We start from the raw sequence: 26,638 nt of genomic DNA, 5'->3' as shown, positions 1-26,638 counted from the left end.
TCAGTCTACCGGCGGGCGCGGACCGCGCTGCGGCCCGCCGTCGTCGCCCGGCTCGACGGTGTCCGGCTCTCCGGCGTCCGGACGCGCGTCGTCGAGAAAAGCCGGATCCAGGAGGGCGAAAGGCTCGGTCTCCTCATCCGATGCCGACGTTGTCGACGTCGACGCCGGCGCCGATGCCGGGGCCGACGCCACTGCCGGCGCGACCGTGGCATCCGCTCGCGCCGTCGCACCGGCTGTGGCCGTGACGCCCGCGGTGACGAACAGCGCGTCGGCGAATGCCGCGGCATCCGTCACGGTCTCGTCGTCCTCGCGGACTGGGTCTGCGCGCGGACCCCCGCGGAGGCATCGGTGCGGGCCGGACCGAACAGCGCGATCGCGGCACCGACCGCCAGCTCGAGAGCGACGGCGAAGGCGAACGGGCCGGCATCCGGGCCCGTCTCGGTGAGCCGGCCGGGCCCGATCGAACCCGACGCGCACGCCGCGAGCAGCGCCGCGGCTACGCCACCCAGCACCACGAGCGCCGAGAGCGTGGCCAGCCGCGGGGCGGCACCCTCCCCCTGCTCGGCGGCCAGGCGCGCCCGCGCGACGGCGCCCGCGACGAACCCGACCGCGACGATCGCCAGCGCGAGCAGCAGCAGCCAGGACGAGGGCGATTCCGGGATGAGGCCCAGCGCGGGAACGCCGGGGACCAGGCCGAGGCTCGTTCCCGCCGGCGCTACCGTCGTGCCGGTGCCGACCGCGAAGCCCGGCCCTGCGGCGAACGCCGCTCCCCACACGACGAGCGTCGGCAGGTAGGCGAGCTGTCCGAGCGCGATGATCGTGGCACCGGTCGCATCGACGTGCGCGGCTTCGAAGAGGGCCACCACCTCGCCGCCGCGGGTGATCGTCGCGCCGGCGACCAGGAGGGCACCCACGCCGACGAGCCCGGCGACGGCGATGCCGAGCGCGCGGGCGGATGCCGCGGGCACCGCCGTCCACCGCGGGTGCGCGTCCAGCCGGTCGCGCAGAACGTCGATGAGGCCGTCGTCGCCGTGGCGCCACGCGCCGACGAGCGCACCGCTCATCGCCGGCAGGGCGAACACGAGCGTCGGCAGCAGCAGCGACTGCCAGCCGTAGACGGCGGCGACGGGGTTGCCCGCCGTCGCCCACATGCCGGCGGCGAGCGCCGCGAAGGTCACCGTCCCCGCGGCCACGCCGACCAGCCACGCGCCGGCACGGGCCGCGCGCGCGCCCGACCGCGCCGCGAAGACGGCGGTGAACACGGCGAAGGCGAGAGGCGCCAGCGACACGACGAACCGGGCGCCGTCCACCGGGATGCCGGTGGCGATCAGGTAGTCGTCCCCGAGAGTGATGTGCAGCGGGACGAGGTGCCCGAGCTGCCACACACGCACCGCGGCCGGCCACAGCGCAGCCCAGTCGGCGGTGCCGCCGAGGCCGAGCACCCAAAAGAGGGTCAGCGGTGCGAGCGCCGCGGCGACGCCGACGGCCGCCGCGATCACAGCGTCGATGGCGGCCAGGACGGCGACGAGAAGGCGGTTCATGCGGCTTCGACCCTAACCTCCGTCGGTGCCGGTCGTCGGTGGCCCCGCCGACCCAGTACGTTTTTCGCAGGAGGATCAATGTCAACCACTTCCGCGGCCACCCGCCGTCCCGCCGAGCAGGAGCCCACCGGCGCCCTCGACCGCTTCTTCGAGATCACCCGCCGCGGCTCCACCGTCGGCACCGAGATCCGAGGCGGCATCGTCACGTTCGTGACGATGGCCTACATCGTCATCCTGAACCCGGCGATCCTGTCGACGCCGGATGTCGAGGGCCTCACCCTCGAGCCGTCCGCCGTCGCCGCATCCACCGCCCTCACCGCCGGCGTCATGACGATCCTGTTCGGTCTCGTCACGCGGCTCCCGTTCGCCTTCGCCGCCGGCCTCGGCATCAACGCGTTCGTCGCCTTCTCGGTCGTCGGCCAGGTCTCGTGGGGCGAGGCGATGGCGCTCGTCGTCATCAACGGTCTGATCATCGTGCTCCTCGCGGCGACGGGCCTGCGGAAGCTCATCTTCGACGCGGTGCCGGTGCAGCTGAAGCTCGCGATCACGGTCGGCATCGGCCTCTTCATCGCCTTCATCGGCTTCGTCAACGCCGGTTTCGTGAATCCCGCCGAGGGGACGCCGCTCGAGCTCGGCGTCGGTGGCTCGATCACCTCGCCCGCGACCCTGCTGTTCATCGCGACTCTGCTGATCGGCGGCATCCTCATGGCGCTGCGGGTGAAGGGTGCGATCCTCATCGCCCTCGTCGCCGGCACGATCCTCGCCGCGATCGTGAACATCTTCACGCCGGTCGCGGACTTCGGCCTCTCCGGCAGCATCGTCGCCGCGCCGAATCTCAGCCTCGTGGGCGCCATCGACTTCGGCTTCGACTGGGGCCGCGTCGGCTTCGTCGCCCTCATCATGTTCGTGTTCACCCTCGTCTTCACGAACTTCTTCGACGCCATGGGCACGATGACGGGTCTCGCTCGCGAGGCGGGCCTCGCCGACGAGCGCGGCAACTTCCCGCGCATCAAGTCGGCACTGATCGTCGAGGGCGTCGGCGCCGTCGTCGGCGGTGGCACGTCGTCGTCGTCGGCCACCGTCTTCGTGGAGTCCGGCTCGGGCATCGGCGAGGGCGCCCGCACCGGCCTGGCGAACGTCGTCACCGGTGTGCTCTTCCTGCTCGCGATGTTCGTCACCCCCGTGACCGGCCTCGTCCCCGGCTTCGTGGCCGCCGCCGCCCTCGTCCTCGTCGGCGCGCTGATGCTGACGCAGATCAAGAACATCGACCTCTCGGACTTCAACGTCCTGTTGCCGGTGTTCCTCACCGCCACGGTCATGCCGCTGACCTACTCGATCGCCAACGGCATCGGCGCCGGCTTCATCAGCTGGGTCGTGCTGAACACGTTCTCGGGCAAGGCGAAGCAGGTGCACTGGCTGCTCTGGATCGTCGCCGCCGGCTTCGTCCTGTACTTCGCCCGCGGTCCGATCGAGGCGGCCTTCGGGGTCTGATCCGAGCCGGGAACGACGAAGGGGCGGATGCCGCAGCATCCGCCCCTTCGTCGTTCAGATCACAGCGTCTCGATGATCTCGCGCATCAGGGCGGCGGTCTCGGACGGGGTCTTCCCGACCTTGACGCCGGCGGCCTCGAGGGCCTCCTTCTTCGCCTGCGCGGTGCCCGCCGAGCCCGAGACGATCGCGCCGGCGTGGCCCATCGTCTTGCCCTCGGGAGCGGTGAACCCGGCGACGTAGCCGACGACGGGCTTCGTCACGTGCGCCTTGATGTACTCGGCCGCGCGCTCCTCGGCGTCGCCGCCGATCTCGCCGATCATGACGATCGCCTTCGTCTCGGGGTCGGCCTCGAACGCCTCGAGGGCGTCGATGTGGGTCGTCCCGATGATCGGGTCGCCGCCGATGCCGATCGCGGTCGAGAAGCCCAGGTCGCGCAGCTCGAACATCATCTGGTAGGTCAGCGTGCCCGACTTCGAGACGAGGCCGATCGGCCCCTTGCCCGTGATGTTCGCGGGCGTGATGCCGACGAGCGCCTCACCGGGGGTGATGATGCCGGGGCAGTTCGGTCCGATGATGCGGGTCTTGTTGCCCTTGCTCTTCGCGTACGCCCACGCCTCGGCGGTGTCGCCGACGGGCACGCCCTCGGTGATGACGACGAGGAGGGGGATCTCGGTGTCGATGGCCTCGACCATCGCGTCCTTCGTGAACGCCGGCGGCACGAACGCGATCGACACGTCGGCGCCGGTCGCCTCGATGGCCTCGGCGACGGAGCCGAAGACCGGGAGCTCGACCGGGTTGCCCGCGGCATCCGTGTGTGAGACCGTCGTGCCGGCCTTGCGCGCGTTGACGCCGCCGACGACGTTGGTGCCCGCCTTCAGCATGAGCGCGGTGTGCTTGGTGCCCTCGCCGCCGGTGATGCCCTGGACGATGACCTTGGAGTCCTTGTTGAGGTAGATCGACATTTCTGTTCTCAGTCCTTGTGTCTCAGCTGTCTCAGCGCGGTTCAGGCGTTTGCCAGCTCGGCGGCCTTGTCGGCGCCCTCGTCCATGCCCGCGGCGAGGGTGACGAGCGGGTTGTTCGCGGCGGCGAGGATCGCGCGGCCCTCTTCGACCTGGTTGCCGTCGAGGCGGACGACGAGGGGCTTCGTCGCCGTGTCGCCGAGGATCTCGAGCGCCTTGACGATGCCCTCCGCGACCGCGACGCACGACGTGATGCCGCCGAAGACGTTGACGAAGACGCTCTTGACCTGCTCGTCGCCGAGGATGACGTCCAGGCCTGCGGCCATGACCGTCGCGGACGCGCCGCCGCCGATGTCGAGGAAGTTGGCGGGCTTCACGCCGCCGTGGTTCTCACCGGCGTACGCGACGACGTCGAGTGTCGACATGACCAGGCCCGCGCCGTTGCCGATGATGCCCACCTGGCCGTCGAGCTTGACGTAGTTGAGGCCGGATGCCTTGGCCTTCGCCTCGAGCGGGTCAGCGGCATCCTTGTCCTCGAGCTCTTCGTGCTCGGGGTGACGCACCTCGGTCGCGTTGTCATCCAGCGACACCTTGCCGTCGAGGGCGACGATGTTTCCGTCGGCGTCCTGGATGAGCGGGTTCACCTCGACGAGGGTCGCGTCCTCACCGGTGTAGACGTTGTAGAGCTTGACGAAGACGTCGGCGACCTTGGGGGCCAGCTCGTCGTCGAAGCCGCCGGCCTTGGCGATCTCGAGCGCCTTCTCGGCGTCGATGCCGGTCAGCGGGTCGACCTCGACCTTGGCGAGCGCGTCGGGGCGCTCCACCGCGAGCTCCTCGATCTCCATGCCGCCCTCGACGCTCGCGAGCGACAGGTAGGAGCGGTTGGAGCGGTCCAGCAGCACCGAGAAGTAGAACTCCTTCTCGATCTGCGCGCCCGCCGCGACCATGACGCGCTTGACGATGTGGCCCTTGATGTCCAGGCCCAGGATGGCCTTCGCGGCGTCGTAGGCGTCCTCCGGGGTCTTCGCGACCTTGACGCCGCCGGCCTTGCCGCGGCCGCCGGTCTTGACCTGAGCCTTGACGACGACGACACCGCCGAGCTTCTCCGCGGCCGCCTTCGCCTCCTCAGGAGTGTCGGCGATGATGCCGGCGAGCACCGGCACCTCGTACTTTTCGAACAGGTCACGTGCCTGGTACTCGTAAAGATCCACGCGCAATCCTCCGCTGGGCGTCTGTGGGTTTTCGGGGTGTCCCGCTGCCGAAGAAATCTCGATGTCGAGAGATCGACCGATCCCCCAGCCTAATACGTGCGGCTGAGCGCGCTGACCGCCTCCGTGGCATCCTGTGCTGTGACCTGCGCGGGGATCCTCCGCCGTTTTCGGAGGCGGGTGACTAGGCTGGCTCCGTTATGACCGCCGCTCCTGCTTCCGCCCGCAACGCCGTCGTCGCCGCTGCGCTCGATCTGTTCGTCGCGCAGGGCTTCGAAGCGACCTCTGTCGAGCAGATCGCGCAGGCCGCGGGAGTCTCCCGGTCGACGTTCTTCCGCCAATTCGGCGGCAAGGACGACGTCGTCTTCAGCGACCACGAGGTGCTGCTCGCCCAGTTGCGCACGTCGCTGGGCACCCTGCAGGACGACCCGCACGAGAACCCGTGGGCGGCGGCGTGCGCGGCATCCGTCGAGGTGTTCCGTCACTTCGCGGCCGAGCCCGAGCTCGCCCGCCGTCGTTATGCGGTCGTGCGGCAGGTGCCGGCGCTGCGCGAGCGCGAGATCGTGACGGTGTTCCAGTACGAGCGCCTGTTCGACGAGTACCTGCGCTCCGCGCTGCCGGGCCTCGACCCCGTGGACGCGGTCGCGTTCTCGGCGGCGGTCACCGCGGTGCACAACCATGTGCTGCGGCGGCTGCTGCGCGGCACCGAGGACATCCCCGAGTCGGTGCTCACCGACGCCTACGACCGGCTGATGCACCGCTTCGGTGTGCACCCCGGCGGGGACGAGGCGCAGGAGGACGATCTGGTCGTCGCGGTCTTCCCGCGGCGCATGCCCGGCGCCGAGGTCGCCCGCCGGCTGCGCGAGTCCCTATAGCCCGCGCCCTGGTGGTAGCCCGCGCCCTGGTGGTGCCCGCGCGGCGCCGTAGCCCGAACCCTTACCCCTGGGACGAACACTCACCACCGAGCGCGCCCGGGGATGAGGGTTCGGCGGGGAGGTAAGGGTTCGACGAATGCGCGCCGCCCGGCGCTCGCGTGCCCGGGCCGCGGCGGCCGGTCAGGCCGTCTCGCCCGAGGTGACCGTCTCGGCGAGCGCGTGCACCCGCGGCAGGTGGTGGGCGCCGTAGAAGTCCGCGAGGGTGAGCCGGCCGGCATCCTCCGCCGCGGGGGCGTCGTGCGCGGCGACAGCGACGACGGCCAGCCCGTGCATCCACCCGCCGGCGAGCACGCCGAGCAGCATGAGGTACGGCACGCTCACAGCGTGCGCGTCGCGGGGCGACTCGGCGAAGCCGATGAGGTCGGCGGTGGCACGGCGGGCGGATGCCGCGGCGCGCTCGAGCCGGTCCGCGGCACGCCGGGCGACCGCGCCCGTCGCCCCGGCGGTCGTCCCCGCGCCCGTCGACCCCGCGTCCGCCGCGCCGGCGACGGCCCGCAGATCCGCCACCGTCTGCTCCACCTGCGCGAACAGCTCCGCCGCGGTGGCGCCCTGGTTGCGGATCACCTTCCGCCCGATGAGGTCGTTTGACTGGATCGCCGTTGTGCCCTCGTAGATCGGCATGATGCGCGCGTCGCGGTAGTGCTGCGCGACGCCCGTCTCCTCGATGAACCCCATGCCGCCGTGCACCTGGATGGCGTCGCTCGTGAGTGCCACGGCATTCTCGGTCGCCCAGCCCTTGAGGATCGGGACGAAGAACTCCGCCAGCGGCAGCAGCGCGGGGTCGGACTCGGCGCGGTCGAACAGGTCGGCGACGTACACGCCGAGCGCACGCATCGCGAAGACGTCGCTGCGCATCGACAGCAGCAGACGCCGGACGTCGGGGTGCTCGGCGATGGGGGCGACGCCGTCGCGTCCCAGCACGCGACCCTGTATGCGATCGGCGGCATATGCCTGCGCCTGCTGCAGCGCACGGTCGGCGATGCCCGTCGCCTGGAAGCCCATGCCGATACGCGCGGAGTTCATCATGACGAACATGCCCGCCAGTCCCCCGCCGAGCTCGCCGACGAGGTAGCCGGTCGCGTCCTCGTACGACAGCACGCAGGTGGGCGAGCCGTGGATGCCGAGCTTGTGCTCGAGCGCGACCGTCGTCACGGCGTTGCGAGCGCCGAGCGTGCCGTCAGGATTGACGAGCACACGGGGCGCGACGAACAGCGAGAGCCCCTTCGCCCCGTCCGGCGCGCCGGGGGTGCGCGCGAGAACGAGGTGCACGATGTTCTCGGCGACGTCGTGGTCGCCCCAGGTGATGAAGATCTTCTGGCCGCGGATCGCGTACGAGCCGTCCTCGCGGGGTGTCGCCATCGTACGGATCGCGCCCAGGTCGGTCCCGGCATCGGGCTCGGTGAGGTTCATCGTGCCGGTCCACTCCCCCGACACGAGCTTGGTGAGGTAGGTCTCGCGAAGGGCGTCGGATGCCGCGGCATCCAGCGCATGGATCTGCCCAGCCGTCAGCAGCCAGCACAGGGCGAAGGCGGCGTTCGACGCGTTCCAGATCTCCCCGAGGCCCGCGCGCACCGAGCCGGGCAGCCCGTCACCGCCCGCGGAGATGGGCGCCTCGGCGGTGACCCAGCCCGCGTCGACGAACGCGCGATACGCCTCGGCGAAGCCCGTGGGAAGACGCACCTCGCCGTCGACCAGCCGCGCGCCCTCGCGGTCGCCCGCTTCCTGCAGCGGTGCGAGGACGGAGGCCGCGAACTCGCCGGCCCCGGCGATCACGTCCGTCGCGTCGTCGGCGGTGAGCTCGCCCCCGGTGGAGCGGGCGACGATGTCGAGACCGAACGCCTCGCCGTACAGGAAGGCGTAGTCGGCGACGGGGGGCTGGTACTCGGTGGCCATGGGTCCTCCTCGGTGAGACTCCGGCCCATTCTAGCTGAGACTCAGTCCCACGGCGTGCGGCTTCGGGACGCGCAGGCGGCTCGGGAATCTGGCATCCGAGGACCATTTGCGCTCGTCGAACGCCAGACTGGCCCCATGTACGAGATTCCGGCGCCGATGCTCGCGAAGTCCGTCCCGGCCATCCCCGACCCGGCGAAGACGCCCGGCGGCCTGTCGTTCGAGCCGAAGTGGGACGGGTTCCGCGCCCTCATCGCCTGGGACGGCACCGATGTCGAGATCGGCTCGCGCGGCGCCAAGCCGCTGACGCGCTACTTCCCCGAACTCGTCGCCGCGTGCCGCGCGCTGCTGCCAGAGCCCTGCCTGATCGACGGCGAGATCGTCGTGGCGGCCGGCGACCCGGCTCGGCTGCAGTGGGAGCTGCTCTCGCAGCGGATCCACCCGGCCGCTTCGCGGGTGCGGATGCTGAGCGAGACGACACCGTCGATGTTCATCGCCTTCGACCTGCTCGCCCGCGGCGAGCGCGACCTGCAGCCCGAGCCGTTCCGGCTGCGGCGAGCGCAGCTCGAGGATCTGCTCGACGGCGTCCCCGCCCCGATCCACGTCACCCGGACGACCGGCGACCGCGCGCTCGCCGAGCGCTGGCTCGCGCAGTTCGAGGGAGCGGGTCTCGACGGCGTCGTCGCCAAGCCGCTCGATGCCCCGTATGCGCCGGGCAAACGGACGATGTTCAAGATCAAGCACGCCCGCACCGCCGACGTCGTGCTGCTCGGCTACCGGGTGCACAAGAGCGGCAGCGGCGTCGGCTCGCTGCTGCTGGGCCTGTACGACGAGACCGGCGAGCTGCAGAGCGTCGGCGGCGCGTCGGCCTTCAGCGACGCCCGGCGCCTCGAGCTCGTCCACGAGCTGGCACCGCTCGTCGAGACGGATGCCGCGGGTTACGCCGTCACCGGACAGACCGACCGGTCGCGGTTCACGGCGTCGAAGGACACCTCGTTCGTGCGCCTGCGTCCGGAGCGCGTGCTGGAGGTGCGCTACGACCAGCTCGAGGGCCGCCGTTTCCGCCACACCGTCCAGTTCGACCGCTGGCGCCCCGACCGCGATCCCCGCTCGTGCACGTACGACCAGCTCGAGCAGGTCGCCGCGTACGACCTCGCCGACGTGCTGACCTGACGCCGGGCCGGGCCCGGACGCAGCTTCGACCCGCGCAGCACCGCGCGGGCCGAAGCCGGTCTCCCGCAGGCGGGCCCGCACCGGCGCCGGAGTCCGGCGGCCTGCCGCGCGGGCCCGATTCTGCGGAGGTGGCGGTAACCCGCCCTCCTTGACCACGACGATAGCGGGCGCCGCCGGAGGCCCGATCGGCCGGCGACCGTGAATATTCCGCCGCCACCACCGGGCCGTTTTCCCGGCCGCGGCGGGTGCGCCCGGGGGCGTCGCGGTGCGAGGATCGGAGCATGGCCGACGCCCCCGACGCCCCTGACGGGCCGGACCGCGACGGCGATCCGGTGCCCACCCACACGCAGGAGCTGCGCCTGGAGCCCGTGCAGTTCATCGCACGGACCGACGCCGTCACCCGGCTGGGCGCCCTCATGCTGGGCGCCGGCGCGTCGTCTGCGCGCGTGCGCGACAGCATGGAACGCGCCGCCGGCGCGCTCGGCATCGAGCAGCTGCACTGCCGCGTGGGCATGACCGACATCGTCGCGACCGCCGGGCGCGGGCAGATGTTCCGCACCCGCGTGGCGGAGATCCGCCAGCCCGCCGTCGACGCCGATCGGCTGACGGCGCTGAAGCGACTGACGAACGAGCTCGTCGACGGCACGACCCCGGCCCAGCTGCAGGCGCGACTGACCGAGATCGAGCGGATGCCGCGGCGCTCCTCCCCGGCGCTGCGCGTCGTGGCGGCGGCGCTCGCGTGCGCCGCGTTCGCGCTGCTGAACAACGGCGGGTGGCAGGAGTTCGTCGCGGTCGGCATCGCCGCCGGGGCCGGTCAGGCCGTGCGCATGGCCATCCATCACCTCCGCACCAACGAGTTCCTGACCGTGTTCGCCTCGGCCGTCACGGCGCTGCTGGTGTATCTCGCCGTCGCCGCGGTGTTCGCGCTCGTCGGCCTTCCCGGCGCTCAGCACGACGCGGCGCTGACGAGCGCGGTGCTGTACCTGGTGCCCGGCTTCCCGCTGGTCACCGGCGCCCTCGACCTCGCGCGGCTCGACCTGAACGCCGGCATCGCGCGCGTCACCTACGCGGCTCTCATCCTGCTCGCGACCGGGACGGCGGTGTGGGCGGTCGCGACGATCTTCCACACAACGGTCACCCAGACGGCCGCGCCCGAGCTCGGCGAACCGCTCCTCTCCCTCATGCGGCTGATCGCCGGGTTCGTCGGCGTGCTGGGGTTCGCGGCGCTCTTCTCGACCCCGTGGGCGATCGCCGTGACGGCCGCGGCCCTCGGCGCGATCGCCAACGTCGGCCGCCTCGCCCTCGTCGACGCGCAGGTGAACCCGGCCGTCGCCGCCGCAGCGGCGGCGCTGGCGGTCGGCCTCGGCGCGTACCTGTTCGGCGACCGGCTGCGCGCGGCGCGCGTGACGCTGACCGTGCCCGCGGTCCTCATCATGGTGCCCGGCGCCGCCGCCTACCGATCGATCGCCGGCGTCATCGACGGTGACACGCTCGCAGCGATCCAGAACGCGATGACGGCGCTGTTCGTCGTCGTCGCGCTCGCCATCGGCCTCACCGTGGCGCGGGTCTTCACGGAGCGGGAGTGGGGTTCGCGCTGACGACCTGCGGCCGGGAGCCCCGCGCACGGCGGCGCCGGATCACGAGCCAGACGACGACGCCGGCCACGACCGCCATCGGGGTGACCGGCGCCGATGATGACGTCGATGCCGCTGTCGATCATCTCGGTCGCGAGGCCGTGGTAGTCGTTGCGGTTGCCGTTGTGGGCGATGAAACCGGCCGGGGTGGCGTGGTTGAACGTGACGGAGGTCACCAGGCCCACCTTCTTGCCGACCTCGAGCGCCTGCTCGCCGACGGTCAGCAGGCGGCCGGATGCCGGGTCGAAGCCGATCACGCCGTTGTTCGTCTTCACGCCCGTGCCGAGCGCGGTCGCCGCGGCGGCGGAGTCGGTGGCTCCCGAGCCGACCCAGGGACGATCAGGCGCCGTGCGGGCCCGAACGTGCTCGTTGACATGTTTCCTCGTTCCGTGTGTGCGTACGTGACGTGACGCGGTCCCGGATGGCCCGGGCCGCACCTCCACCGTCCCGAGCGCCGGCGGCCTCTCGGAGACATCGGAGGAACCGCCGGTGAACGGATGCCGACGCGGGTCCCGGCCGCCGCGCAGGTTGTCAACCCACGCCGGCGGACGCGCGGCATCGGTTAGCGTCGGAGCATGGGACTGTTCAGCTCAGCGCCGAAGACCGTCCGCGTCGACACCTCCGCCAAGGCCCTGCGGGTCGACGCCGGCGGCGGCAAGCCGTGGAGTCTGTGGTCCGACGGGCTCGGCGTGCTCGCGATCCGGGCGCTGCAGATCATGATCGTCGTGGCGATCGCGGCGGCGATCATCGTCGGCATCCAGCAGGTCACCGTTGTGACGATCCCGCTCGTGCTCGCCCTCATCTTCGCCTCGGCGTTCGCTCCCGTCATGACGTGGCTGCGCCGGCACGGCGTGCCCTCGCTCGTGGCCACGCTGATGGCGCTCCTGGCGATCCTCGTGATCCTCGGCGCGGTGTCGTGGCTGATCGTCTGGGCGGTCCGCGACCAGTGGGACACGCTCTACGCGCAGGCCGAGGCGGGCTTCCAGGACCTTCTCGCGTGGGGCCGGACGCTGCCGTTCGACATCGACCACGACCAGATCGACGAGTGGATCGCGCAGCTGCAGTCCTTCGTGACCAGCGCCCAGTTTGGCTCCGGCGCGATCGCCGGGGTGAGCGCGGTCGCGAACTTCGTCACGGGGCTCGTGCTCATGGTCGTCATGCTCTTCTTCTTCCTGAAGGACGGCCCGCAGATGTGGGCGTTCCTCCTGCGCCCCTTCCGCGGTGAGAACTACGAGCGCGCGGTGCGCATCGGCGACAAGACGGTGCAGACCCTCGGCTCCTACGTCCGCGGCACGGCGACGGTCGCCGCGGTGGATGCCGTCGGCATCCTCATCGGACTGCTCATCCTGCAGGTGCCGCTGGCGATCCCGCTCGCGGTGCTGGTGTTCCTGCTGGCGTTCATCCCCATCGTGGGTGCGACCCTCGCCGGCATCCTCGCGGCCCTCGTCGCGCTCGTCGCCAACGGCTGGGTCGTGGCGCTTCTCGTCGTGGGCGTCGTCGTGCTCGTCAACCAGCTCGAGGGGAACCTCCTGCAGCCGGTGCTCATGGGCCGGTCGATGAAGCTGCACGCGTTCGTCGTGCTCGTCGCCCTGACCATCGGAACGGTGCTGTCGGGCATCATCGGCGCCGTGCTCGCGGTGCCGATCACCGCCGTCGCGTGGGGCATCGTGCAGGTGTGGGACGGGCCTCACACGCCCGCGCGCTGGGCGCGCCCGAAGCATCGCGAGGATGCCGCGGCCACCCGCGCCCGCACCGCCGACGCGCCCGTGGCCTGACTCAGTCGGGCTTGCGCGCGCGGCTCGGCTGCACGCGCGGCGGCTCCCCCGGCATCTTGGGAAACTCGGGCGGGAACGGCAGCTCGCCGAGCCCGTCGTCGAGGTCGCGCTGCCACCACTCCAGCAGCGTGTCGATGCGTCCCGGCTCCGACTGCAGCTCGGCCCATGGGTCGCCGAGCTCGGCGAGGCGCTGCGGCACCGTCCGCACGGTGAAGGATGCCGGGTCCACACCGTCGGCCAACTCGTCCCACGTGATCGGGGTCGCGACGGTCGCCGCCGGCAGCGCCCGCGGGCTGTAGGCGCCCGCCATCGTGCGGTCGCGGTTGGCCTGGTTGAAGTCGACGAAGATGCGCTCGCCGCGCTCCTCCTTCCACCAGTTCATCGTGACCCGGTCGGGCATCCGACGCTCGAGCTCCCGCCCGGCCGCGATCACGGCGTGCCGCACGTCGAGGAACTCGTGGGTGGGTTCGATCGGGCAGAAGACGTGGATGCCGCGGTTTCCGCTCGTCTTCAGCCACGGCTCCAATCCCGCTTCGCGCAGCACCTCGCGCAACGCCGGGGCGACGGCCGCGGCATCCGCGAAATCCGTTCCGGGCTGCGGATCGAGATCGATCCGCAGTTCGACGGGATTGTCGGTGTCACGCGCGAGCGAGGCCCACGGGTGGAAGACGACGGTGTTCATCTGGATCGCCCAGACGATCGCGGCCGCCTCGTCGAGGACGACCTGCGGATGCCGCCGCCCGCTGTTGTACGTGCACATCACCTCGTGCACATAGTCGGGCGCGCCCTTCGGCGGGTTCTTGGAGAAGAAGCTCTCCCCGTCGACCGAGTCGGGGAACCGCTCGAGCGACACCGGCCGGTGCCCGTTCGCCCGCAGGAACGGCTCCGCGACGGCGATGGCGTACTCGGCGAGCTCGCGCTTGGTGATCCCGACCTCCGGCCAGATGACCCGGTTCGGGCTCGACAGCGACACCTCGCGCTCGCCGTCGGGGCCGGGGATCGTGAGGGTGATGCGCTCGGAGGCCATGGCTCGACCCTAGGGCGGCCGCGGCACGCGCAACACCCCGCCCGCGCCGCGGGCGTTGGCGTCGCGGGCGCCAGCCGTCGCGAAAGCAGGCCAGATCGACCTCGACGACCCGCCCGCGGCCCCGGATCGCCGTTTCAGCCTGCTTTCGCGACGCCGTCAACCGGCAAGCGCGAGCACCGGGGCGAGCACGTCGCGGTCGAGCTCGATCCACGGGCCGCCCGGGTCGACGACGATGCCCGTCAGGCCCGGTTCGGAGGCGAGGGCCTTCGCGAGCTGCTCGGGAAGCACCGGCAGCGGCCGGTCGCCGCGCCCCAGCACGATCACCTCGAGCGGATGCGAGAACACCTCGAGGCGCCGCTGTCCATCGGAGGAGCGCGCCTCGGCAAGCCCCATGCGACCCTGGTCGTCGGTCCCGCCGGCGACCCACACCTTCACGCGGGTGAGCGCCTCGGCCACCTGCAGCGCCGTCGCGTCGCCGCGGGCGCCGGCGAGCAGAGCCTTCAGCTCGAACCCGGGCTCGCCCTCGTCGAGCGCCTTCTCGATGAGCGGCTTCGGCAGCACGAGCCGTGCGCCCGGCGTGGCGTGGTCGAGATAGATCCCGTCGTATCCGCCGGTGACGGCGCCGCGCAGCACCGCGATCGCCGGCTGACCGATGACGGATGCCGCGGCAGCCCCCTCGGCCTGCGCGCTCGCCTGCAGGGCCGCGCCGCCACTGAACGCGAGCAGGAACCGCTTGTCCCGGAACGTCGTGATCGCGAGGTTCAACGGCTGGCCCGCCGCCAGCAGCGCCTGCGCATCACCCTGCGCACGCACGAACAGCTGTCCCTGCAGCGCCTGCCGCATGACGTTCATGATGTCGGTGTTCCGCGGCTTCCCCGGCAGACCCGCCAGCGCGGCCTGCACGAGGGTGTTGTCGACGAGCCCGGGCACCGTCGGCTGCGGTGCCGGCGCGGTCGCCGGCGGCCGGCGCACCGGGGCCGCAGGCGCCGCCGACTCCGCAAGCGCGCCCGGCGCTGCCGGAGCCGCCGCGGCCGGCGGGGGCGCCCCGAACGTCGAGACCGAGATGCCGACGTGGGGCACGGGCTCCTCGCCGGCGTGCGCGTCGACGGTCTCCTCGACGGCGTCGGATGCCGCCTCCGGCACCGCCTCGGGAGGGACACCGTCGGCGGGCGTGCGCTTGCCGCGCGAGAAGAAGCCCATGCCTGTCAGCCTAACCGCGGCATCCGGGGCGGCGTCGGTCAGAGCTTCTCGATCGGCGCGATCTTGATGAGGAGCTTCTTCTGTCCGGCCCGGTCGAACCGGACGTGCGCGACGCGCTTCGGACCCTCGCCGGTGATCTGGTCGACGCGACCCTCCCCGAAGTCGTCGTGGCGGATGCGGTCGCCGGGGGCGAGCTCGAGGTCGCCATTGTCGCGCACCTTCGCCGGGATGCGGTTGGCGAACTTCGTGAGGTCCCCCGCGGGGCGCTCGCGGCGCGGCAGCGGCACCAGGTCGTCGCCGTAGCGCGACCCGCCGCCGTGCCCCGGGCCGCCCGGCCGGCGGGCGTTGAGGGCGCGGGACTGCATGCCCCCGCGGGAGTTGACGTCGCCCGGCGACTGCCGCCAGTCGATGAGGTCGTGGGGGATCTCCTGCAGGAACCGGCTCGGCATGGCCACCGAGACCTCGCCGAACTGCGCGCGGGTCATCGCGAGCGACAGGTGCAGGCGCTTGCGCGCGCGCGTCAGCGCGACGTAGAACAGCCGCCGCTCCTCCTGCGGGCCGCCCGGCTCCCCCGCGGAGATCCGATGCGGGATCAGGTCTTCCTCAACGCCCGTCACGAACACGGCGTCGTACTCCAGGCCCTTCGCCGTGTGCATCGTCATCAGCGACACCGAGCCGGACGCGTCGGCGAGGTCGTCGGCATCCGACACCAGGGCGACCTCGGTCAGGAAATCGAGGATGGTGCCCTCGGGGTTGTTGCGGGCGAACTCGCGCGTGACGGCGAGGAGCTCGTCGAGGTTCTCGACGCGCGCCTCGTCCTGCGGGTCCTTCGACATCCGCAGGGCGTCGTAGTAGCCCGACTTGTTCAGCAGCAGATTGAGCCCCTCGGTCACCGCCGTCGGCGGGGCGACCTCACCGGAGCTCGGCAGCATGAGGGCCGTCGCCTCGGCCAGCACCGCGTCGAGCTGCGCGATCGCGGCCTGGATCTTCGGGCCGACGCCGAGCGCCGACGCGTTGGCGAGCGCGTCGCGGAACGTGATGCCCTCCTCCGCGGCGTACCGCGCGATCGAGGTTTCGGTGACGTCGCCGATCCCGCGACGCGGCTTGTTCAGGATGCGGCGGACGCTCAATTCGTCGGCGGGGTTCGCGACGGCGATCAGGTACGCCAGGGCGTCCTTGATCTCCGCACGCTCGTAGAACTTCGTGCCGCCCATGATCTTGTACGGCACGGCGGAGCGGATGAGGATCTCCTCCAGCGCGCGCGACTGCGAATTGGTCCGGTAGAAGACCGCCATGTCGCCGTAGGCGAGCCCGGCACGGTGCAGCGCCTCGACCTCGTCGGCGACGAACTGCGCCTCGTCGTGCTGCGAGTAGCCGGTGAAGCCGACGATCTTCTCGCCGGCGCCGACATCGGTCCACAGCTTCTTGTCCTTGCGGTCGAAGTTGTTGCTGATGACGGCGTTCGCGGCGCTGAGGATGTTCTGCGTCGAGCGGTAGTTCTGCTCGAGCAGCACGACCTTGGCGCCCGGATAGTCGCGCTCGAACTCGGTGATGTTGCGGATGTCCGCCCCGCGGAACGCATAGATCGACTGGTCGGAGTCGCCGACGACCGTGAGCGACGCCCCCTCCGTCTCGTCCAGGAGCGCGCCCACGTCCTCGATGGGCCGGGTGAGCTCGTGGATGAGCGCGTACTGGGCGTGGTTGGTGTCCTGGTACTCGTCGACGAGGATGTGGCGGAACCGCTTGCGGTAGACGTCGGCGACGTGCGGGAAGGCGCGGAACAGGTACACCGTCTGGGCGATGAGGTCGTCGAAGTCGAACGCGTTCGCGCGCTGCAGCGAACGCTGGTAATCCGCGAAGATCTCGGCGAACAGGCGCTCGGCCGGGTCGCTGAGGTTCGCCGTGCGGACGAACGACTCGGCATCCGCCAGCTCGTTCTTGAGCTTCGAGATGCGTCCCTGCACGGATGCCGGGGTCAGCCCGAACGCGTCGGCCTCGTACTGTTTGACGAGCCGCTTGATGAGCGCACGGGAGTCGCCGGAGTCGTAGATCGTGAAGCTCTTCGTGAAGCCGAACTGCTCGGCCTCGCGGCGGAGGATCCGCACGCACGCGGAGTGGAAGGTCGAGATCCACATGCCCTGCGCCGTGTCGCCGATGAGCTGCTGCACGCGCTCGCGCATCTCGCCGGCCGCCTTGTTGGTGAAGGTGATCGCGAGGATCTGGCTCGGCCACGCCTCGCGCGAGCGCAGCAGCGACGCGATACGGCGCGTGAGCACGCTCGTCTTACCCGAGCCGGCGCCCGCGACGATGAGGAGCGCCGGGCCGCGGTAGGTGACGGCCTCGCGCTGTGGCTCGTTGAGGCCCGCGAGCAGGTCATCGTCGGCCCCGGGCGCACCCGTTCCTGCCGCTGGCATGCCGACGATGACGGGCTTGATCGGGTCGCTCATAACCCGTCAAGTCTAGGTCGGCGCCCCGACACGGGCGTCCGCCAGCGCGCGCCGGCGGGAGCGCCCGTCCGGGCGCGGCGCCTGTGCGGGCGCGGAGGTGTGCCGAAGTCCTGCAACGTGGGGCCAGAGCGCACTCCTCGGCCGGTTCCACGCCGCTTCTGCCCCATCGAGCTGCGTCAGAGCAGCTGCCGCTCGCTCGCCCACGCGGTCAGCTCGTGTCGCGACGACAGCTGCAGCTTGCGCCTACGCCTGATCTCCCCCGGCCAGCCTCCCGCCCCGGCGCCTGGTCTCGTCCGGCCAGCCTCCCACTCCCGCCTGATCCCGCCGGCACCGGACCCCGGTGCCGCCGCCGGCGCCGGCGGCGCATAACTCAGGCAGAATCCCGGTCTGAGGGGGTTTCAGCCCCGATTCCGGCCTTCCAGCCTGAGTTATGCGCCGCGTCGGGTGACGTCGCGCCGCCACTCGGTCCATAATTCAGTCTTCGCGCCTCGAAACGCCCCGAAAAGCCCCAGAAACGGGCTCCGCACCCTGCGGAGACTGAATTGCGAACACCCACTGCGCGAGACCGGGCGGGAATGGCACCATGCGCACGCTGCTGAACATCATCTGGATCGTCTTCGCCGGGTTCTGGCTGTTCCTCGGCTACGTCCTGGCCGGCGTGCTCCTGTGCATCCCGATCATCACGATCCCGTGGGCGATCGCGTCATTCCGCACGGCGGGCTACGTCATCTGGCCCTTCGGGCGGATGATCGTCCCGAAGCCGACGGCGGGGGTCGCATCGTTCCTCGGCAACGTGATCTGGGTGATCTTCGCGGGCTGGTGGCTCGCGCTCGGCCACCTGGCGAGCGGCATCGCGCTGTGCATCACGATCATCGGCATCCCGATGGCGATCGCGGACTTCAAGATGATCCCGATCTCGCTCATGCCGCTCGGCAAGGACATCGTCTCGACCCGCACCGGCGCCTTCGCCTGAATCCGGGCACCAACGGCCCGCGTCACACGGCGACGCATGCCGAAACCATCGTTCACACCCCAGGCCCGCGTCGGCCGGCCGGGTTAGCGTGGGGTCATCGCGGCGATCCGGGCGGTCCCGGGCTCCGGCTCATAACCGGTTGCGTTGCGGGTTCGACTCCCCTCGTCGCGTCTACGTGCGCCCCGCGGCCGATTCCGAGGAGATGGCGGATTCCGAGGAGATGGCCGATTCCGAGGAGATGGCGGATTCCGAGGAGATGTCCGCGGCATCCGCTCCTCGGAATCCTGCACTCTCCTCGGTATCCTCCGGCCACGGCCCGGCATCCTGCTGGTGTGGCTGGTGCTCCTCGGCGTCGTGACGCTCGCGTACAGCGCGTGGGTGCGGCGACTCCGACGGCCGCGTCGCGGCATCCCCTTGCCTCCGTCTCCGCCCCGTTCCACGATGGAGTGATGGGCGCACCGCGCCCAGAGGGAGACGACGATGGCGACGACTCTGATGGTGGACTACATCATCTCGCTCGACGGCTACGGGGCGGGCGAGGGGTGGCCCGGCTTCTGGGGCCTCGAGGGTCCCGAGTACCTCGCCTGGCTGGGCGAGGACGCACAGGACGGACTCATTCACCTGATGGGGTCCACGACGTATCGGCTCATGGCCGCGTTCGCCGGGCAGTCGCAGGATGCCGGTTCGCAGGCGCTCGACGACGCGCGCAAGATCGTGTTCTCGTCGACGCTCGATGAGCCGCTGTCGTGGCGCAACACCGAGCTCGCCCGCGGCGACGCCGTCACGGTCGTCCGGGAGCTGAAGGACCGCGAGACGCTTCCGCTGCGGACCCTCGGGAGCCTGAGCCTCAGCCGTTCGCTGCTGCGCGCGGGGGTCGTGGATCGGTTCCGCGTCGTGGTGTTCCCCGTCATCACGGGCGTGACCGGCCGGGAGCGGATCTTCGACGACTACCCCGATGTCGCGCTCGAGCTTTGTCCAGAGCCGCACCTTCGACGGGCGCCTGCAGCTGCTGGAGTACATCCCGACGGTGCTCGATGGACCGCCGCGGTGACGGCGGCGGGCTCCCCGGGTGCTCGCAGGTGACGGACGTACCCTCACGACAGCGCCGGATATCGGGAGGCACCCCATGCGCAAGCCCATTCTGTTCGCGGCCACGGCCCTGATCGCGCTGACCCTGTCCGCGTGCGCGGCCGGCCCCGGCGGCACCGGCGGCGGCAGCAGCACCAGCGGCACGACCGGCACCCCGGGCGCGAGCGCCTCGACGCGGCCACCGCTGCAGACCACGACGCCCGGCGCGATCGCGCCGACCGGAACGCCCGTCGAGGTGCCGCCGGACCGCTGGGACGCGATCGTCGCCGACCTCACCGACCGCGGCGTCACCGCGACACCCGAGCTCGTCTCCGCCGAGGCGGTGACGTTCAACGACGGCTCGCTGGGCTGCGCGAGCCCCGGCCAGTCCTACACCCAGGCCCAGGTCGACGGCATGCGTGTCGTCGTGACCTCCGACGGGAAGACGTACGACTACCGCTTCGGAAACGGCCCCACGCCCAAACTCTGCACCCGCTGACGCACGCCGCCCTGACCCCAGACCCCGTCCCGGCGCCGAGACCACGGCATCCGCTCAGCCCGGCGACAATCCCAGCGCGGGGTACATCTTCCCGACGGTGATCTGCAGTCCGCTCGTCAGCGCGTTTCCGGTGTGGCCCGCCCCGGGGATGATGTCGAGGCTGACGCTCATCCCCGCCCGCTGCGCGGCGGCCGACACCGTCTGCGCCGCGGTGACATAGGTCGGGTCATCGCCACCCGCCGTGAACGCCGCCGTCATCCCGTCATAGGCACCGGGGTGCGCGGCGAGGATGTTCACCGGCTTCGACGCCTCGAACGCCTGGGTGCTGCCGCCGTAGACGGTCTTCTCGATGTTGTCGGGCTGCTCCGAGCCGGGGTACGGCTCCCCCGAGATGTCCATGACGTTCTTCCAGAGCTCCGGATGCTCCGCCGCGAACGTGATCGCGCAGCCTCCGCCGTTGGAGTATCCGCCGATGACCCACCAGCGCGGGTCGTCGATGACGTGCAGGTGCGCTTTCACCCACGTGACGACGTCTTTCGTGATGTAGGTCTCGGCGTTCCCGTACGCGGTCGAGTCCGCGCAGGCCGTGTCGACGACGTTCGCGCCGACCTGGTCGGCGACGACGGCGATGGGTGCGAGACCGTCGTGCTGCGCGGCGTAGGCGTCGAGGGTCGCGGCGAGGAACGACGGGTCGGGGTTTCCGGGCTGGCCCATCATGAAGACGATGACCGGGAGGGCGGGAGCATCGGCGACGAGAGCGGCGGGCGGCAGGTAGATCCCCGCCGGGCGGGCGTCGAACCCCGACACCGTCGCCGGGATCTCCGCCGTGCCGACGCGCCCGGTGGCGGGCATGTCGGCGGGCGCGTGCCACGTCTCGTAGAGCGGCTGATCCGGAGGGTCGTCGCCGGCGTCGCTCGGCGGGAGGGCGATCGTATCGGCCGGGACGACACCGAACAGGCTGCCGAGCGTCGGATTGATCCCGAATCCGGCATTGACCGCGACGACGCCGGATGCCGCGAACACCGCCACCGCGATGCCCGCGACCACTTTCCGCCACCATCGGGACCGCCGGAAGCTCGCGAGGGCGAGGCCGATGGCACCGCACGCCGCCATCGCGGACCACAGCACGAACCCCGGCAGCGGGTCGCCGAACGCGCCCGTCGCGTTCACCACGAGGTACACCGCGAGCGCCAGCAGCGCCCCCGCCGCCGCGGCGGCGAACGCCCGCGCCCGCTGGCGCGCCCCGCCGGGCCGCACGGCCAGCACGAGAATCAGGGCCACGGACAGTCCCCCGAGGACCCACGGGACGGGGCCATCGATGATGGGCAGGGCGAGCAGTGTGTGCATGAGGCGCTCTCGGACGGATGGCATGCGCGCGGGCGCACAGCACATCGTAGGCCCGCGATCCTATGGCCGGTCTGCACGCGCGAACCGTACGCTGGCATCGTGACCGACTCTGCGGCCGAGGCCCCCGTCACGGCTCCGCGTCGGCGCGGGGGGCGCCTGCTGGCCGTCCTCCGCCGCATCCCGGCGACGCTGTCGGTGGTCGCGGTGCTGCTGATCGCCGGCATCCTCACCGGCGCCCTCTGGACCCCGCTCGCCGACGGCCCGCTGTGGGACGTCTTCGCGTTCGGCCTGCCGGCCCTTCAGGACGGGCGGTGGTGGACGCCGATCACGGGCTCGCTGCTGGTGAGCCACCCCGCGCTCTACCCCGTGACGATCGCCGGTCTCGCCGGTGTCGCGTTCGTCGAGTTCCGCCGCGGCGGACGCGCGGCCCTCGCCTACCTCGTTGGCGGTCAGCTGTTCGCCGTGCTCGGCGCGTCGCTGCTGCTGTGGCTCGGGTCGCTGGCGCCGGCGTGGGCGTGGGCGGCGGAGCAGTCGGCGCTGCTGGACGTCGCGCCGGAGGGCGGCATCTTCGCCGGCATCGCGGCGGCGGTCGGCCTGTTCGCCGCTCCCTGGCGCTCGCGCGCCTGGCTCGTCCTGCTCGTGTCCGTCACGACGGGAGTGCTGCTGTGGGGCGGCCTGTCGCAGCTCGAACACGCGCTGGGAGTGTTCCTCGTCCTCGCCGTGGACCGGTCGCTGCGGGTGCAGCGCGTCTCGGTCAGCGAGCAGCGGTTCGTGGCGTTCGTGTGGCTCGTCGCCCTCACCGCGATCGATGTGATCACGGAGTTCGTGCCCACCGACGGCCCCTTCGGCCCGTCGGTCCCGGACGGCACGGTGTGGGATGCCGCGGTCAACGTCATCGTCATCGTCGTCATCGCGAACGGTCTGCGGCGAGCGCGACGCTGGGCGTGGGCGGTCGCGATCGTCCTCGCCGCCGCGAACGCGCTGGTGGCGCTGCTCGGGCTGACGCTGCTCATCACCGAGGCGTGGAGCGGTGTGCCGCTGTTCGACACCAGCCCGTCGGGCGACGTCGCCGTGGGGCTCATGTGGGGCCTGCTGCTGATCTATCTGATCCTCGTGCGGCGGGCGTTCCGCTGGCGCCGCCGCGGCCATCTCGGCCCGGTGCCGGCCCCCACGGTCCTCGACGTCGTCGAGACGCTCGAGCGTGACGGCGGCGGCACGCTGTCGTGGATGTCGACGTGGGAGGGGAACCTCTACATGCGCACCACGACCGGCATCGTCGCCTACCAGCGTCGCGCCGGGGCGGCGATCGCCCTGGGCGACCCGCTGGGGCCCGAGGCCGGCCGCGCCGACTCGGCGCGGGAGTTCATCACCGCGGCGGAGCACGCCGGGCTCGTCCCGTGCTTCTTCAGCGCCGGCGACGCGACGCGCGCCGCGGTGCCCGCGCAGTGGCGCAGTCTCGTCGTGGCCGACGACACGATCGTCGATCTGCCGGGCCTCGCCTTCACCGGCAAGCGGTGGTCGGACGTGCGCACGTCCATCAACCGCGCCGGTCGCGAGGAGATGACCTTCCGGCTGACCCGGCTGGCCGATGAGCCGTTCCACATCCGCAGCCAGCTCCACGCGATCTCCGAGATGTGGGTCGGCGACCGCGGGCTCCCCGAGATGCGCTTCACGCTCGGCACTCTGGAGGAGGCGGCCGACCCGCACGTGCCCATCGCCCTGGCGATCTCCGCGCACGGCGACGTCGACGGGTTCCTCTCCTGGCTGCCGATCCACGGCGCCGAGGGCCGGATGCGGGGGTGGACGCTCGATCTCATGCGTCGCCGCGAGGGCGGTTTCGGCCCCGTGATGGAGTACCTCATCGGCATGTCGGCGGCGGCGTTCCGCGACGAGGGCGCCGAGATCATGTCGCTGTCGGGCGCGCCGCTGGCCCACGAGTACCCGCCGGAGGCCGCGACCATCAGCGCGCTGAGCGACTGGCTCTCCGACATCCTCGAGCCCGTCTACGGATTCCAGTCGCTGCACCGCTTCAAGGAGAAGTTCCGGCCGCGCTACGAGACCCTCTCCCTCTTGTTCCGCGATGAGGGCGACCTCGCCCGCATCGGGGCGGGCCTGACCCGCGCGTTCCTCCCCGACGCGTCGCTGCGCCAGTTCGCCGGCGCCGGCCTCGAGCTGCTGCGCGGCGCCGGTCGCGACTGACACGAGAGGGGCGGATGCCGGGGGCGAGCGCCCCCGGCATCCTTGGGGGAGGGCTATTTCAGCTTCACCAGCAGAGCCTCGGCGGCGCCCGCGGGGTTGTCGTAGACGACCACCATCGAGCCGAGGGGCTTCTGCGCCGCGACCTGAGCCGCATCGACGGCGACCTCGACGCTCGCCGATCCGCGCTGCGGCACGTCGACGAACTGGCCGTTGCCGATCGCCGGAGCGTTCGGGTCGTAGGCGGCCCAGCCGTTGACCGCGTCCTCACCGGCGCCCAGTCCGAACGTCTGCACCGTGTAGTCGAACGCGCCCGTGATGCCGAGATCGCTCGCGTACACCGGCAGCAGCAGCGTGCTGCTGTTGGTCGGCGCCTGCGTGAGGAATCCGCTCGCCGACAGCGCGCCCGTCTTGGCGTTGACGATGAACACCTCCGCCAGACCGTCCGTGTCACCCACGCGGACGGTGCCGGAGTCGTACGACAGCACGATCCAGTCGGCCTCGCCGTCGCGGTCCGTGTCGAGGATCACGTCGTACTCGTTGCCGGCGGGATTGGAGAACCGCTGGTGCATGTTCAACGCGAACACGAGCAGCTGATCCTCGCCGCTGCCGAAGGACTGCACACCGGCTGCCCGGATGTCGTAGCCCGTGTCGGCGAACGTCTTCGGCACATCGCGATCGTCGGAGAGCCCCCACGTGTACACGTCGGCACCGGCCGTGGCCTGCGCGCCGAGGATGTTCCACAGCGGGATCTTCTTCGTGGCGTCGGCGACCTGCTGCTTCTTCGTGAACAGCGCGCTCGTCGGCGTCGAGACCGTGCTGGAGGACCGCGGCACGAGCAGGTACGGCACCCGCAGCGTCGAGTCCGGCGCCGTCAGCACGATGTCGCCCGAGATCTCGTAGAACGCGAACGGATCGCCCGCGACGACCGACGTGGGCACGTCCCTCGCGGCGGCGGTGACCGCCAGCACGAGCTTCGCCGTCCCGCCGGGCCGCACCGTGATGCTCTTCGACGACAGCGTCACGGTCGCCTTCTGCGATTGCGCGGACGGGGTCGTGGAGACCGCGTAGGTCACCGGCGTCGGTCCGTCGTTGCGCAGCGTGACGGTCTTGAGCCCGCCGAAGCCGAGCGGCGACTCCTGGAATCCGAAGCTCAGCGCCGACTCGCGCGCCCAGCCACTCTCGGTGCGGAACGCGTCGCCGGTCGCCGTCACCTGCGTCGCGACGGCCTGCGCCGCATCGACCAGGCCCACCCCGCCGAGGGTGAGCCGCTGGCCGGCCACCTTGTCGGGGTCGGCGGTGGAGACGACGGATGCCGCGACCTGCGGCGCGGTCCAGTTCGGGTGCGCCTGCACCGACAGCGCCGCGACGCCCGCGACGTGCGGGGCGGCCATCGACGTGCCGGAGAGGATGGATGCGCCGTTGCCGGAGCCGACGGCGGCCGAGGCGATCGACACGCCGGGGGCGGCGACGTCGGGGCTGATGGCGCTGTCGCCCGAACGGGGACCCGACGAGCTGAACGAGGCGTAGCCGCGGAAGCCGGGATTCGCGATCTGCGCCGGAGCGATGGTCGCGACCTGCCCGGGACCGAACGCGACCCCGTCGGACTGCCGCACGCCGAGGAACGGGATCGTCACCAGGTATGGCTCGCCGGTGTCGGCGTTCGAGGTGATCATGCCCTCGTACGGCGGCAGATCGTCGGTGTGGTTCACCATGAGCACCGCGGCGGCCCCGGCCTGCTGGCCGTAGATCGCCTTCGCGACGCGGGCGCAGTCGCCGCGGTCGACGACGGCGAGCTGGTTGCCTCCCTCGACGACACCGGCGGCGGTGAACGCCTCCGGCGAGCACCCGAGGGCGTTCTCGCCCGTCAGGCGCACCACCTCGAGCTCACCGAGACCGTCGAGGTCCGCGCCGTTGGCGTTGATGGCTTCCACCGTCGCGCCGCCCACGGTCACGGTGGCGCCGGGGAAGCTCTCCGTGCTGTCGACCGCCGACACCGCGATGACGCCGTCGCCGGTGCCCGGCGAGCCGGTGAGATACGGGTTGTGTCCCGCGTTGCCGGCGGAGGCGACGACCACGACGCCGGCGCCGACCGCGTTGGCGGCCGCCACGGCATCCGGGTCATCTCCACGCCCGAAGGAGGATCCGAGCGACAGGTTCACGACATCCATGCCGTTCTCGACCGCCCAGTCCAGGGCGGGCACGACGACGTCGGTCGACCCCTCGCAGCCGAACACGCGCACGGCGTACAGGTCGACCTGGGGCGCGACGCCCGGACCGACGCGGAACGTGTTCGACGGCGTGGACTCGTCGTACGGACCCGGGTAGGTCGTCCCGTCGGCGAGGACGCCGGAACCGCCGGTCGTGCCGGCGACGTGGGAGCCGTGGCCGTTGCAGTCCAGCGGGTTGTCGTCGGGGTGCGGGACGGGCTGATAGTCGTCGCTGGAGGAATCGGCGTTGTAGTCGTCGCCGACGAGGTCGATGCCGCCCTTGACGCGCGGCGCATCCGGGCCGAACCATGCCGGGTCGGCGGGCTGGGCCTCCGCCGCGTGCGCCGCCTCGTAGGCCTCGGTCGTGCCGGGGCCGCCGAAGGTGGCGTGCGTGTAGTCGATGCCCGTGTCGATGATCGCGACCTTGACGTTCTGGCCGGTGTAGCCGGTGTTCTGCCACACCTGGGGCAGCCCCAGGAACGGCACGGAGACGGCGTTGTCGACGGCGTAGGTGCGCACGGGGTGCACCGCGACGACGCCGGGCAGCGACGCGACGGCGTCGACCTGGTCGACGGGCACCGAGGCCTGGAAGCCGTTGTAGGCCGACTGCATCTGGGCCTGGATCTCGCCGCCCTTGCTGGTGATCGTCCCCCGGATGGAGTCCTGCGCCTTCTTGAGCTTGCCCTTGACGTCGCCGCGCTCACCCGGGGTGAGCTCGCGACCCTTCTCTGCCTGGACGACGGCGACGGGGTCGCCGGTCATCTCGATCACGACCGTCACGCGTCCGTCCGCGCCGATCGCCGCGGAGCGGAACGAGGAGTCCACGGCGCCGTGGGAGGCGGACGCCGCGAATCGGGATGCCGGGTCGTCGTCCGGACTGGCCGCGAGTGCGGCGCTGGAGGGCAGGAGCAGCGCGATGGCGCCGACTGCGGCCAGGATGCGTCGTTGCAAAGGAGGAACCGCCTTTCGTGCAGGGGTGCTGCCGCATCGGGGTGTGACACGGCTGTATGGAGGCTATGCAAGCCCTGAACAGCACGGGAAGGACGATGAGAGGATCCTCATCCG

The 26,638-nt window shown here is 71.5% G+C and carries 18 protein-coding genes, 1 tRNA gene and 2 pseudogenes; 10 read left to right on the top strand and 11 right to left on the bottom strand.

The features are described from left to right. Both ACPYN4_RS00700 and ACPYN4_RS00695 read right to left on the bottom strand, forming a co-directional pair. Nucleotides 1-294, bottom strand: coding sequence for a hypothetical protein (locus ACPYN4_RS00700; RefSeq protein ID WP_281652141.1), 294 nt, complete (start codon nucleotides 292-294; stop codon nucleotides 1-3). Beyond that, the gene (locus tag ACPYN4_RS00695; protein WP_281652142.1) at nucleotides 291-1,541 is read right to left on the bottom strand and encodes a DUF6350 family protein; all 1,251 of its coding nucleotides are present in this window, start codon (nucleotides 1,539-1,541) and stop codon (nucleotides 291-293) included. Before ACPYN4_RS00695 ends, ACPYN4_RS00700 begins: the two co-directional genes overlap by 4 nt. A 78-nt stretch (nucleotides 1,542-1,619) precedes the next feature. On the opposite strand from ACPYN4_RS00695, the gene ACPYN4_RS00690 reads away from it, so the two are divergent. Then, nucleotides 1,620-3,032 (top strand): NCS2 family permease, encoded by a 1,413-nt coding sequence (locus ACPYN4_RS00690; RefSeq protein ID WP_424445344.1) that lies wholly within the window; start codon nucleotides 1,620-1,622, stop codon nucleotides 3,030-3,032. Between the two features lie 59 nt (nucleotides 3,033-3,091). Here ACPYN4_RS00690 and sucD read toward each other — a convergent pair whose 3' ends face one another. Next, nucleotides 3,092-3,994, bottom strand: a complete 903-nt coding sequence (sucD, locus tag ACPYN4_RS00685) for a succinate--CoA ligase subunit alpha (RefSeq protein WP_239279828.1) — start codon at nucleotides 3,992-3,994, stop codon at nucleotides 3,092-3,094. A 41-nt stretch (nucleotides 3,995-4,035) separates the two neighbouring features. Next, the gene (sucC, locus tag ACPYN4_RS00680; RefSeq protein WP_281653027.1) at nucleotides 4,036-5,202 is read right to left on the bottom strand and encodes an ADP-forming succinate--CoA ligase subunit beta; all 1,167 of its coding nucleotides are present in this window, start codon (nucleotides 5,200-5,202) and stop codon (nucleotides 4,036-4,038) included. 197 nt (nucleotides 5,203-5,399) lie between these two features. On the opposite strand from sucC, the gene ACPYN4_RS00675 reads away from it, so the two are divergent. Next, nucleotides 5,400-6,074, top strand: coding sequence for a TetR/AcrR family transcriptional regulator (locus tag ACPYN4_RS00675; protein WP_281653026.1), 675 nt, complete (start codon nucleotides 5,400-5,402; stop codon nucleotides 6,072-6,074). Nucleotides 6,075-6,254: 180 nt separating this feature from the next. Here the strand turns inward: ACPYN4_RS00675 and ACPYN4_RS00670 are convergent, their stop codons facing one another. Continuing rightward, nucleotides 6,255-8,027 (bottom strand): acyl-CoA dehydrogenase, encoded by a 1,773-nt coding sequence (locus tag ACPYN4_RS00670; RefSeq protein WP_281653025.1) that lies wholly within the window; start codon nucleotides 8,025-8,027, stop codon nucleotides 6,255-6,257. Between the two features lie 135 nt (nucleotides 8,028-8,162). Between ACPYN4_RS00670 and ACPYN4_RS00665 the strand changes: the two genes are divergently transcribed. Both ACPYN4_RS00665 and ACPYN4_RS00660 read left to right on the top strand, forming a co-directional pair. After that, nucleotides 8,163-9,197: an ATP-dependent DNA ligase gene (locus ACPYN4_RS00665; RefSeq protein WP_281653024.1), complete on the top strand. Its 1,035-nt coding sequence runs from the start codon at nucleotides 8,163-8,165 to the stop codon at nucleotides 9,195-9,197. A 281-nt stretch (nucleotides 9,198-9,478) separates the two neighbouring features. Continuing rightward, complete coding sequence (locus ACPYN4_RS00660) at nucleotides 9,479-10,795, top strand: threonine/serine ThrE exporter family protein (RefSeq protein WP_424445343.1); 1,317 nt, start codon at nucleotides 9,479-9,481, stop codon at nucleotides 10,793-10,795. Nucleotides 10,796-10,932: 137 nt separating this feature from the next. Here the strand turns inward: ACPYN4_RS00660 and ACPYN4_RS00655 are convergent. Further along, nucleotides 10,933-11,268 (bottom strand): annotated as a pseudogene (locus ACPYN4_RS00655) (alkaline phosphatase); the annotation flags it as partial. 138 nt (nucleotides 11,269-11,406) lie between these two features. Between ACPYN4_RS00655 and ACPYN4_RS00650 the strand changes: the two are divergent. Continuing rightward, on the top strand, nucleotides 11,407-12,606 hold the full coding sequence (locus ACPYN4_RS00650) for an AI-2E family transporter (protein WP_424445342.1): 1,200 nt from the start codon (nucleotides 11,407-11,409) through the stop codon (nucleotides 12,604-12,606). Between the two features lies 1 nt (nucleotide 12,607). On the opposite strand, the gene ligD is transcribed toward ACPYN4_RS00650, so the two are convergent. The 3 genes from ligD to ACPYN4_RS00635 all read right to left on the bottom strand — a co-directional run bounded on the left by ligD (nucleotide 12,608) and on the right by ACPYN4_RS00635 (nucleotide 17,280). Further along, nucleotides 12,608-13,633 carry a non-homologous end-joining DNA ligase gene (gene ligD, locus ACPYN4_RS00645; RefSeq protein WP_424445341.1) on the bottom strand — a complete coding sequence of 342 codons (1,026 nt, stop codon included), beginning with the start codon at nucleotides 13,631-13,633 and terminating at the stop codon, nucleotides 12,608-12,610. A gap of 156 nt (nucleotides 13,634-13,789) precedes the next feature. Then, on the bottom strand, nucleotides 13,790-14,833 hold the full coding sequence (locus ACPYN4_RS00640; protein WP_424445340.1) for an SseB family protein: 1,044 nt from the start codon (nucleotides 14,831-14,833) through the stop codon (nucleotides 13,790-13,792). A gap of 38 nt (nucleotides 14,834-14,871) precedes the next feature. Beyond that, entirely contained in the window at nucleotides 14,872-17,280 is a 2,409-nt protein-coding gene (locus ACPYN4_RS00635; protein WP_424445339.1) for an ATP-dependent helicase, read from the bottom strand. Between the two features lie 583 nt (nucleotides 17,281-17,863). Here ACPYN4_RS00635 and ACPYN4_RS00630 point away from each other — a divergent pair. The 4 genes and pseudogenes from ACPYN4_RS00630 to ACPYN4_RS00615 all read left to right on the top strand — a co-directional run bounded on the left by ACPYN4_RS00630 (nucleotide 17,864) and on the right by ACPYN4_RS00615 (nucleotide 19,820). Continuing rightward, nucleotides 17,864-18,253, top strand: a complete 390-nt coding sequence (locus ACPYN4_RS00630; protein ID WP_281653019.1) for a YccF domain-containing protein — start codon at nucleotides 17,864-17,866, stop codon at nucleotides 18,251-18,253. A gap of 98 nt (nucleotides 18,254-18,351) precedes the next feature. Further along, nucleotides 18,352-18,424 (top strand) — tRNA-Met (locus ACPYN4_RS00625). 309 nt (nucleotides 18,425-18,733) lie between these two features. Beyond that, nucleotides 18,734-19,304, top strand: a pseudogene (locus ACPYN4_RS00620) (dihydrofolate reductase family protein). A gap of 75 nt (nucleotides 19,305-19,379) precedes the next feature. Next, the gene (locus ACPYN4_RS00615; RefSeq protein WP_287269245.1) at nucleotides 19,380-19,820 is read left to right on the top strand and encodes a hypothetical protein; all 441 of its coding nucleotides are present in this window, start codon (nucleotides 19,380-19,382) and stop codon (nucleotides 19,818-19,820) included. Between the two features lie 54 nt (nucleotides 19,821-19,874). Here the strand turns inward: ACPYN4_RS00615 and ACPYN4_RS00610 are convergent, their stop codons facing one another. Next, nucleotides 19,875-21,167 (bottom strand): alpha/beta hydrolase, encoded by a 1,293-nt coding sequence (locus ACPYN4_RS00610; RefSeq protein ID WP_287269243.1) that lies wholly within the window; start codon nucleotides 21,165-21,167, stop codon nucleotides 19,875-19,877. 99 nt (nucleotides 21,168-21,266) lie between these two features. Between ACPYN4_RS00610 and ACPYN4_RS00605 the strand changes: the two genes are divergently transcribed. After that, nucleotides 21,267-23,366, top strand: coding sequence for a bifunctional lysylphosphatidylglycerol flippase/synthetase MprF (locus ACPYN4_RS00605; protein ID WP_287269240.1), 2,100 nt, complete (start codon nucleotides 21,267-21,269; stop codon nucleotides 23,364-23,366). A gap of 53 nt (nucleotides 23,367-23,419) precedes the next feature. Here the strand turns inward: ACPYN4_RS00605 and ACPYN4_RS00600 are convergent, their stop codons facing one another. Next, nucleotides 23,420-26,524 (bottom strand): S8 family peptidase, encoded by a 3,105-nt coding sequence (locus tag ACPYN4_RS00600; protein WP_315549398.1) that lies wholly within the window; start codon nucleotides 26,522-26,524, stop codon nucleotides 23,420-23,422. Nucleotides 26,525-26,638 lie beyond the last annotated feature (114 nt).

The sequence above is a fragment of the Microbacterium sp. CH-015 genome (assembly GCF_049707015.1).
Lineage (GTDB): Bacteria > Actinomycetota > Actinomycetes > Actinomycetales > Microbacteriaceae > Microbacterium > Microbacterium aurum.
The sequence above is the reverse complement of the archived record's forward strand: the minus strand, read 5'-3'. Positions and strand labels throughout refer to the sequence as shown.

What these genes read in the sequence shown, in the direction of transcription:
- ACPYN4_RS00610 (WP_287269243.1), bottom strand. Translation starts at nt 21,167, where the DNA reads ATGCACACACTGCTCGCCCTGCCCATCATCGATGGCCCCGTCCCGTGG.
- ACPYN4_RS00635 (WP_424445339.1), bottom strand. Translation starts at nt 17,280, where the DNA reads ATGAGCGACCCGATCAAGCCCGTCATCGTCGGCATGCCAGCGGCAGGA.
- ACPYN4_RS00660 (WP_424445343.1), top strand. Translation starts at nt 9,479, where the DNA reads ATGGCCGACGCCCCCGACGCCCCTGACGGGCCGGACCGCGACGGCGAT.
- ACPYN4_RS00670 (WP_281653025.1), bottom strand. Translation starts at nt 8,027, where the DNA reads ATGGCCACCGAGTACCAGCCCCCCGTCGCCGACTACGCCTTCCTGTAC.
- ACPYN4_RS00630 (WP_281653019.1), top strand. Translation starts at nt 17,864, where the DNA reads ATGCGCACGCTGCTGAACATCATCTGGATCGTCTTCGCCGGGTTCTGG.
- ACPYN4_RS00675 (WP_281653026.1), top strand. Translation starts at nt 5,400, where the DNA reads ATGACCGCCGCTCCTGCTTCCGCCCGCAACGCCGTCGTCGCCGCTGCG.
- ACPYN4_RS00695 (WP_281652142.1), bottom strand. Translation starts at nt 1,541, where the DNA reads ATGAACCGCCTTCTCGTCGCCGTCCTGGCCGCCATCGACGCTGTGATC.
- ACPYN4_RS00665 (WP_281653024.1), top strand. Translation starts at nt 8,163, where the DNA reads ATGTACGAGATTCCGGCGCCGATGCTCGCGAAGTCCGTCCCGGCCATC.
- ACPYN4_RS00640 (WP_424445340.1), bottom strand. Translation starts at nt 14,833, where the DNA reads ATGGGCTTCTTCTCGCGCGGCAAGCGCACGCCCGCCGACGGTGTCCCT.
- ACPYN4_RS00690 (WP_424445344.1), top strand. Translation starts at nt 1,620, where the DNA reads ATGTCAACCACTTCCGCGGCCACCCGCCGTCCCGCCGAGCAGGAGCCC.
- ligD (WP_424445341.1), bottom strand. Translation starts at nt 13,633, where the DNA reads ATGGCCTCCGAGCGCATCACCCTCACGATCCCCGGCCCCGACGGCGAG.
- sucD (WP_239279828.1), bottom strand. Translation starts at nt 3,994, where the DNA reads ATGTCGATCTACCTCAACAAGGACTCCAAGGTCATCGTCCAGGGCATC.
- ACPYN4_RS00650 (WP_424445342.1), top strand. Translation starts at nt 11,407, where the DNA reads ATGGGACTGTTCAGCTCAGCGCCGAAGACCGTCCGCGTCGACACCTCC.
- ACPYN4_RS00615 (WP_287269245.1), top strand. Translation starts at nt 19,380, where the DNA reads ATGCGCAAGCCCATTCTGTTCGCGGCCACGGCCCTGATCGCGCTGACC.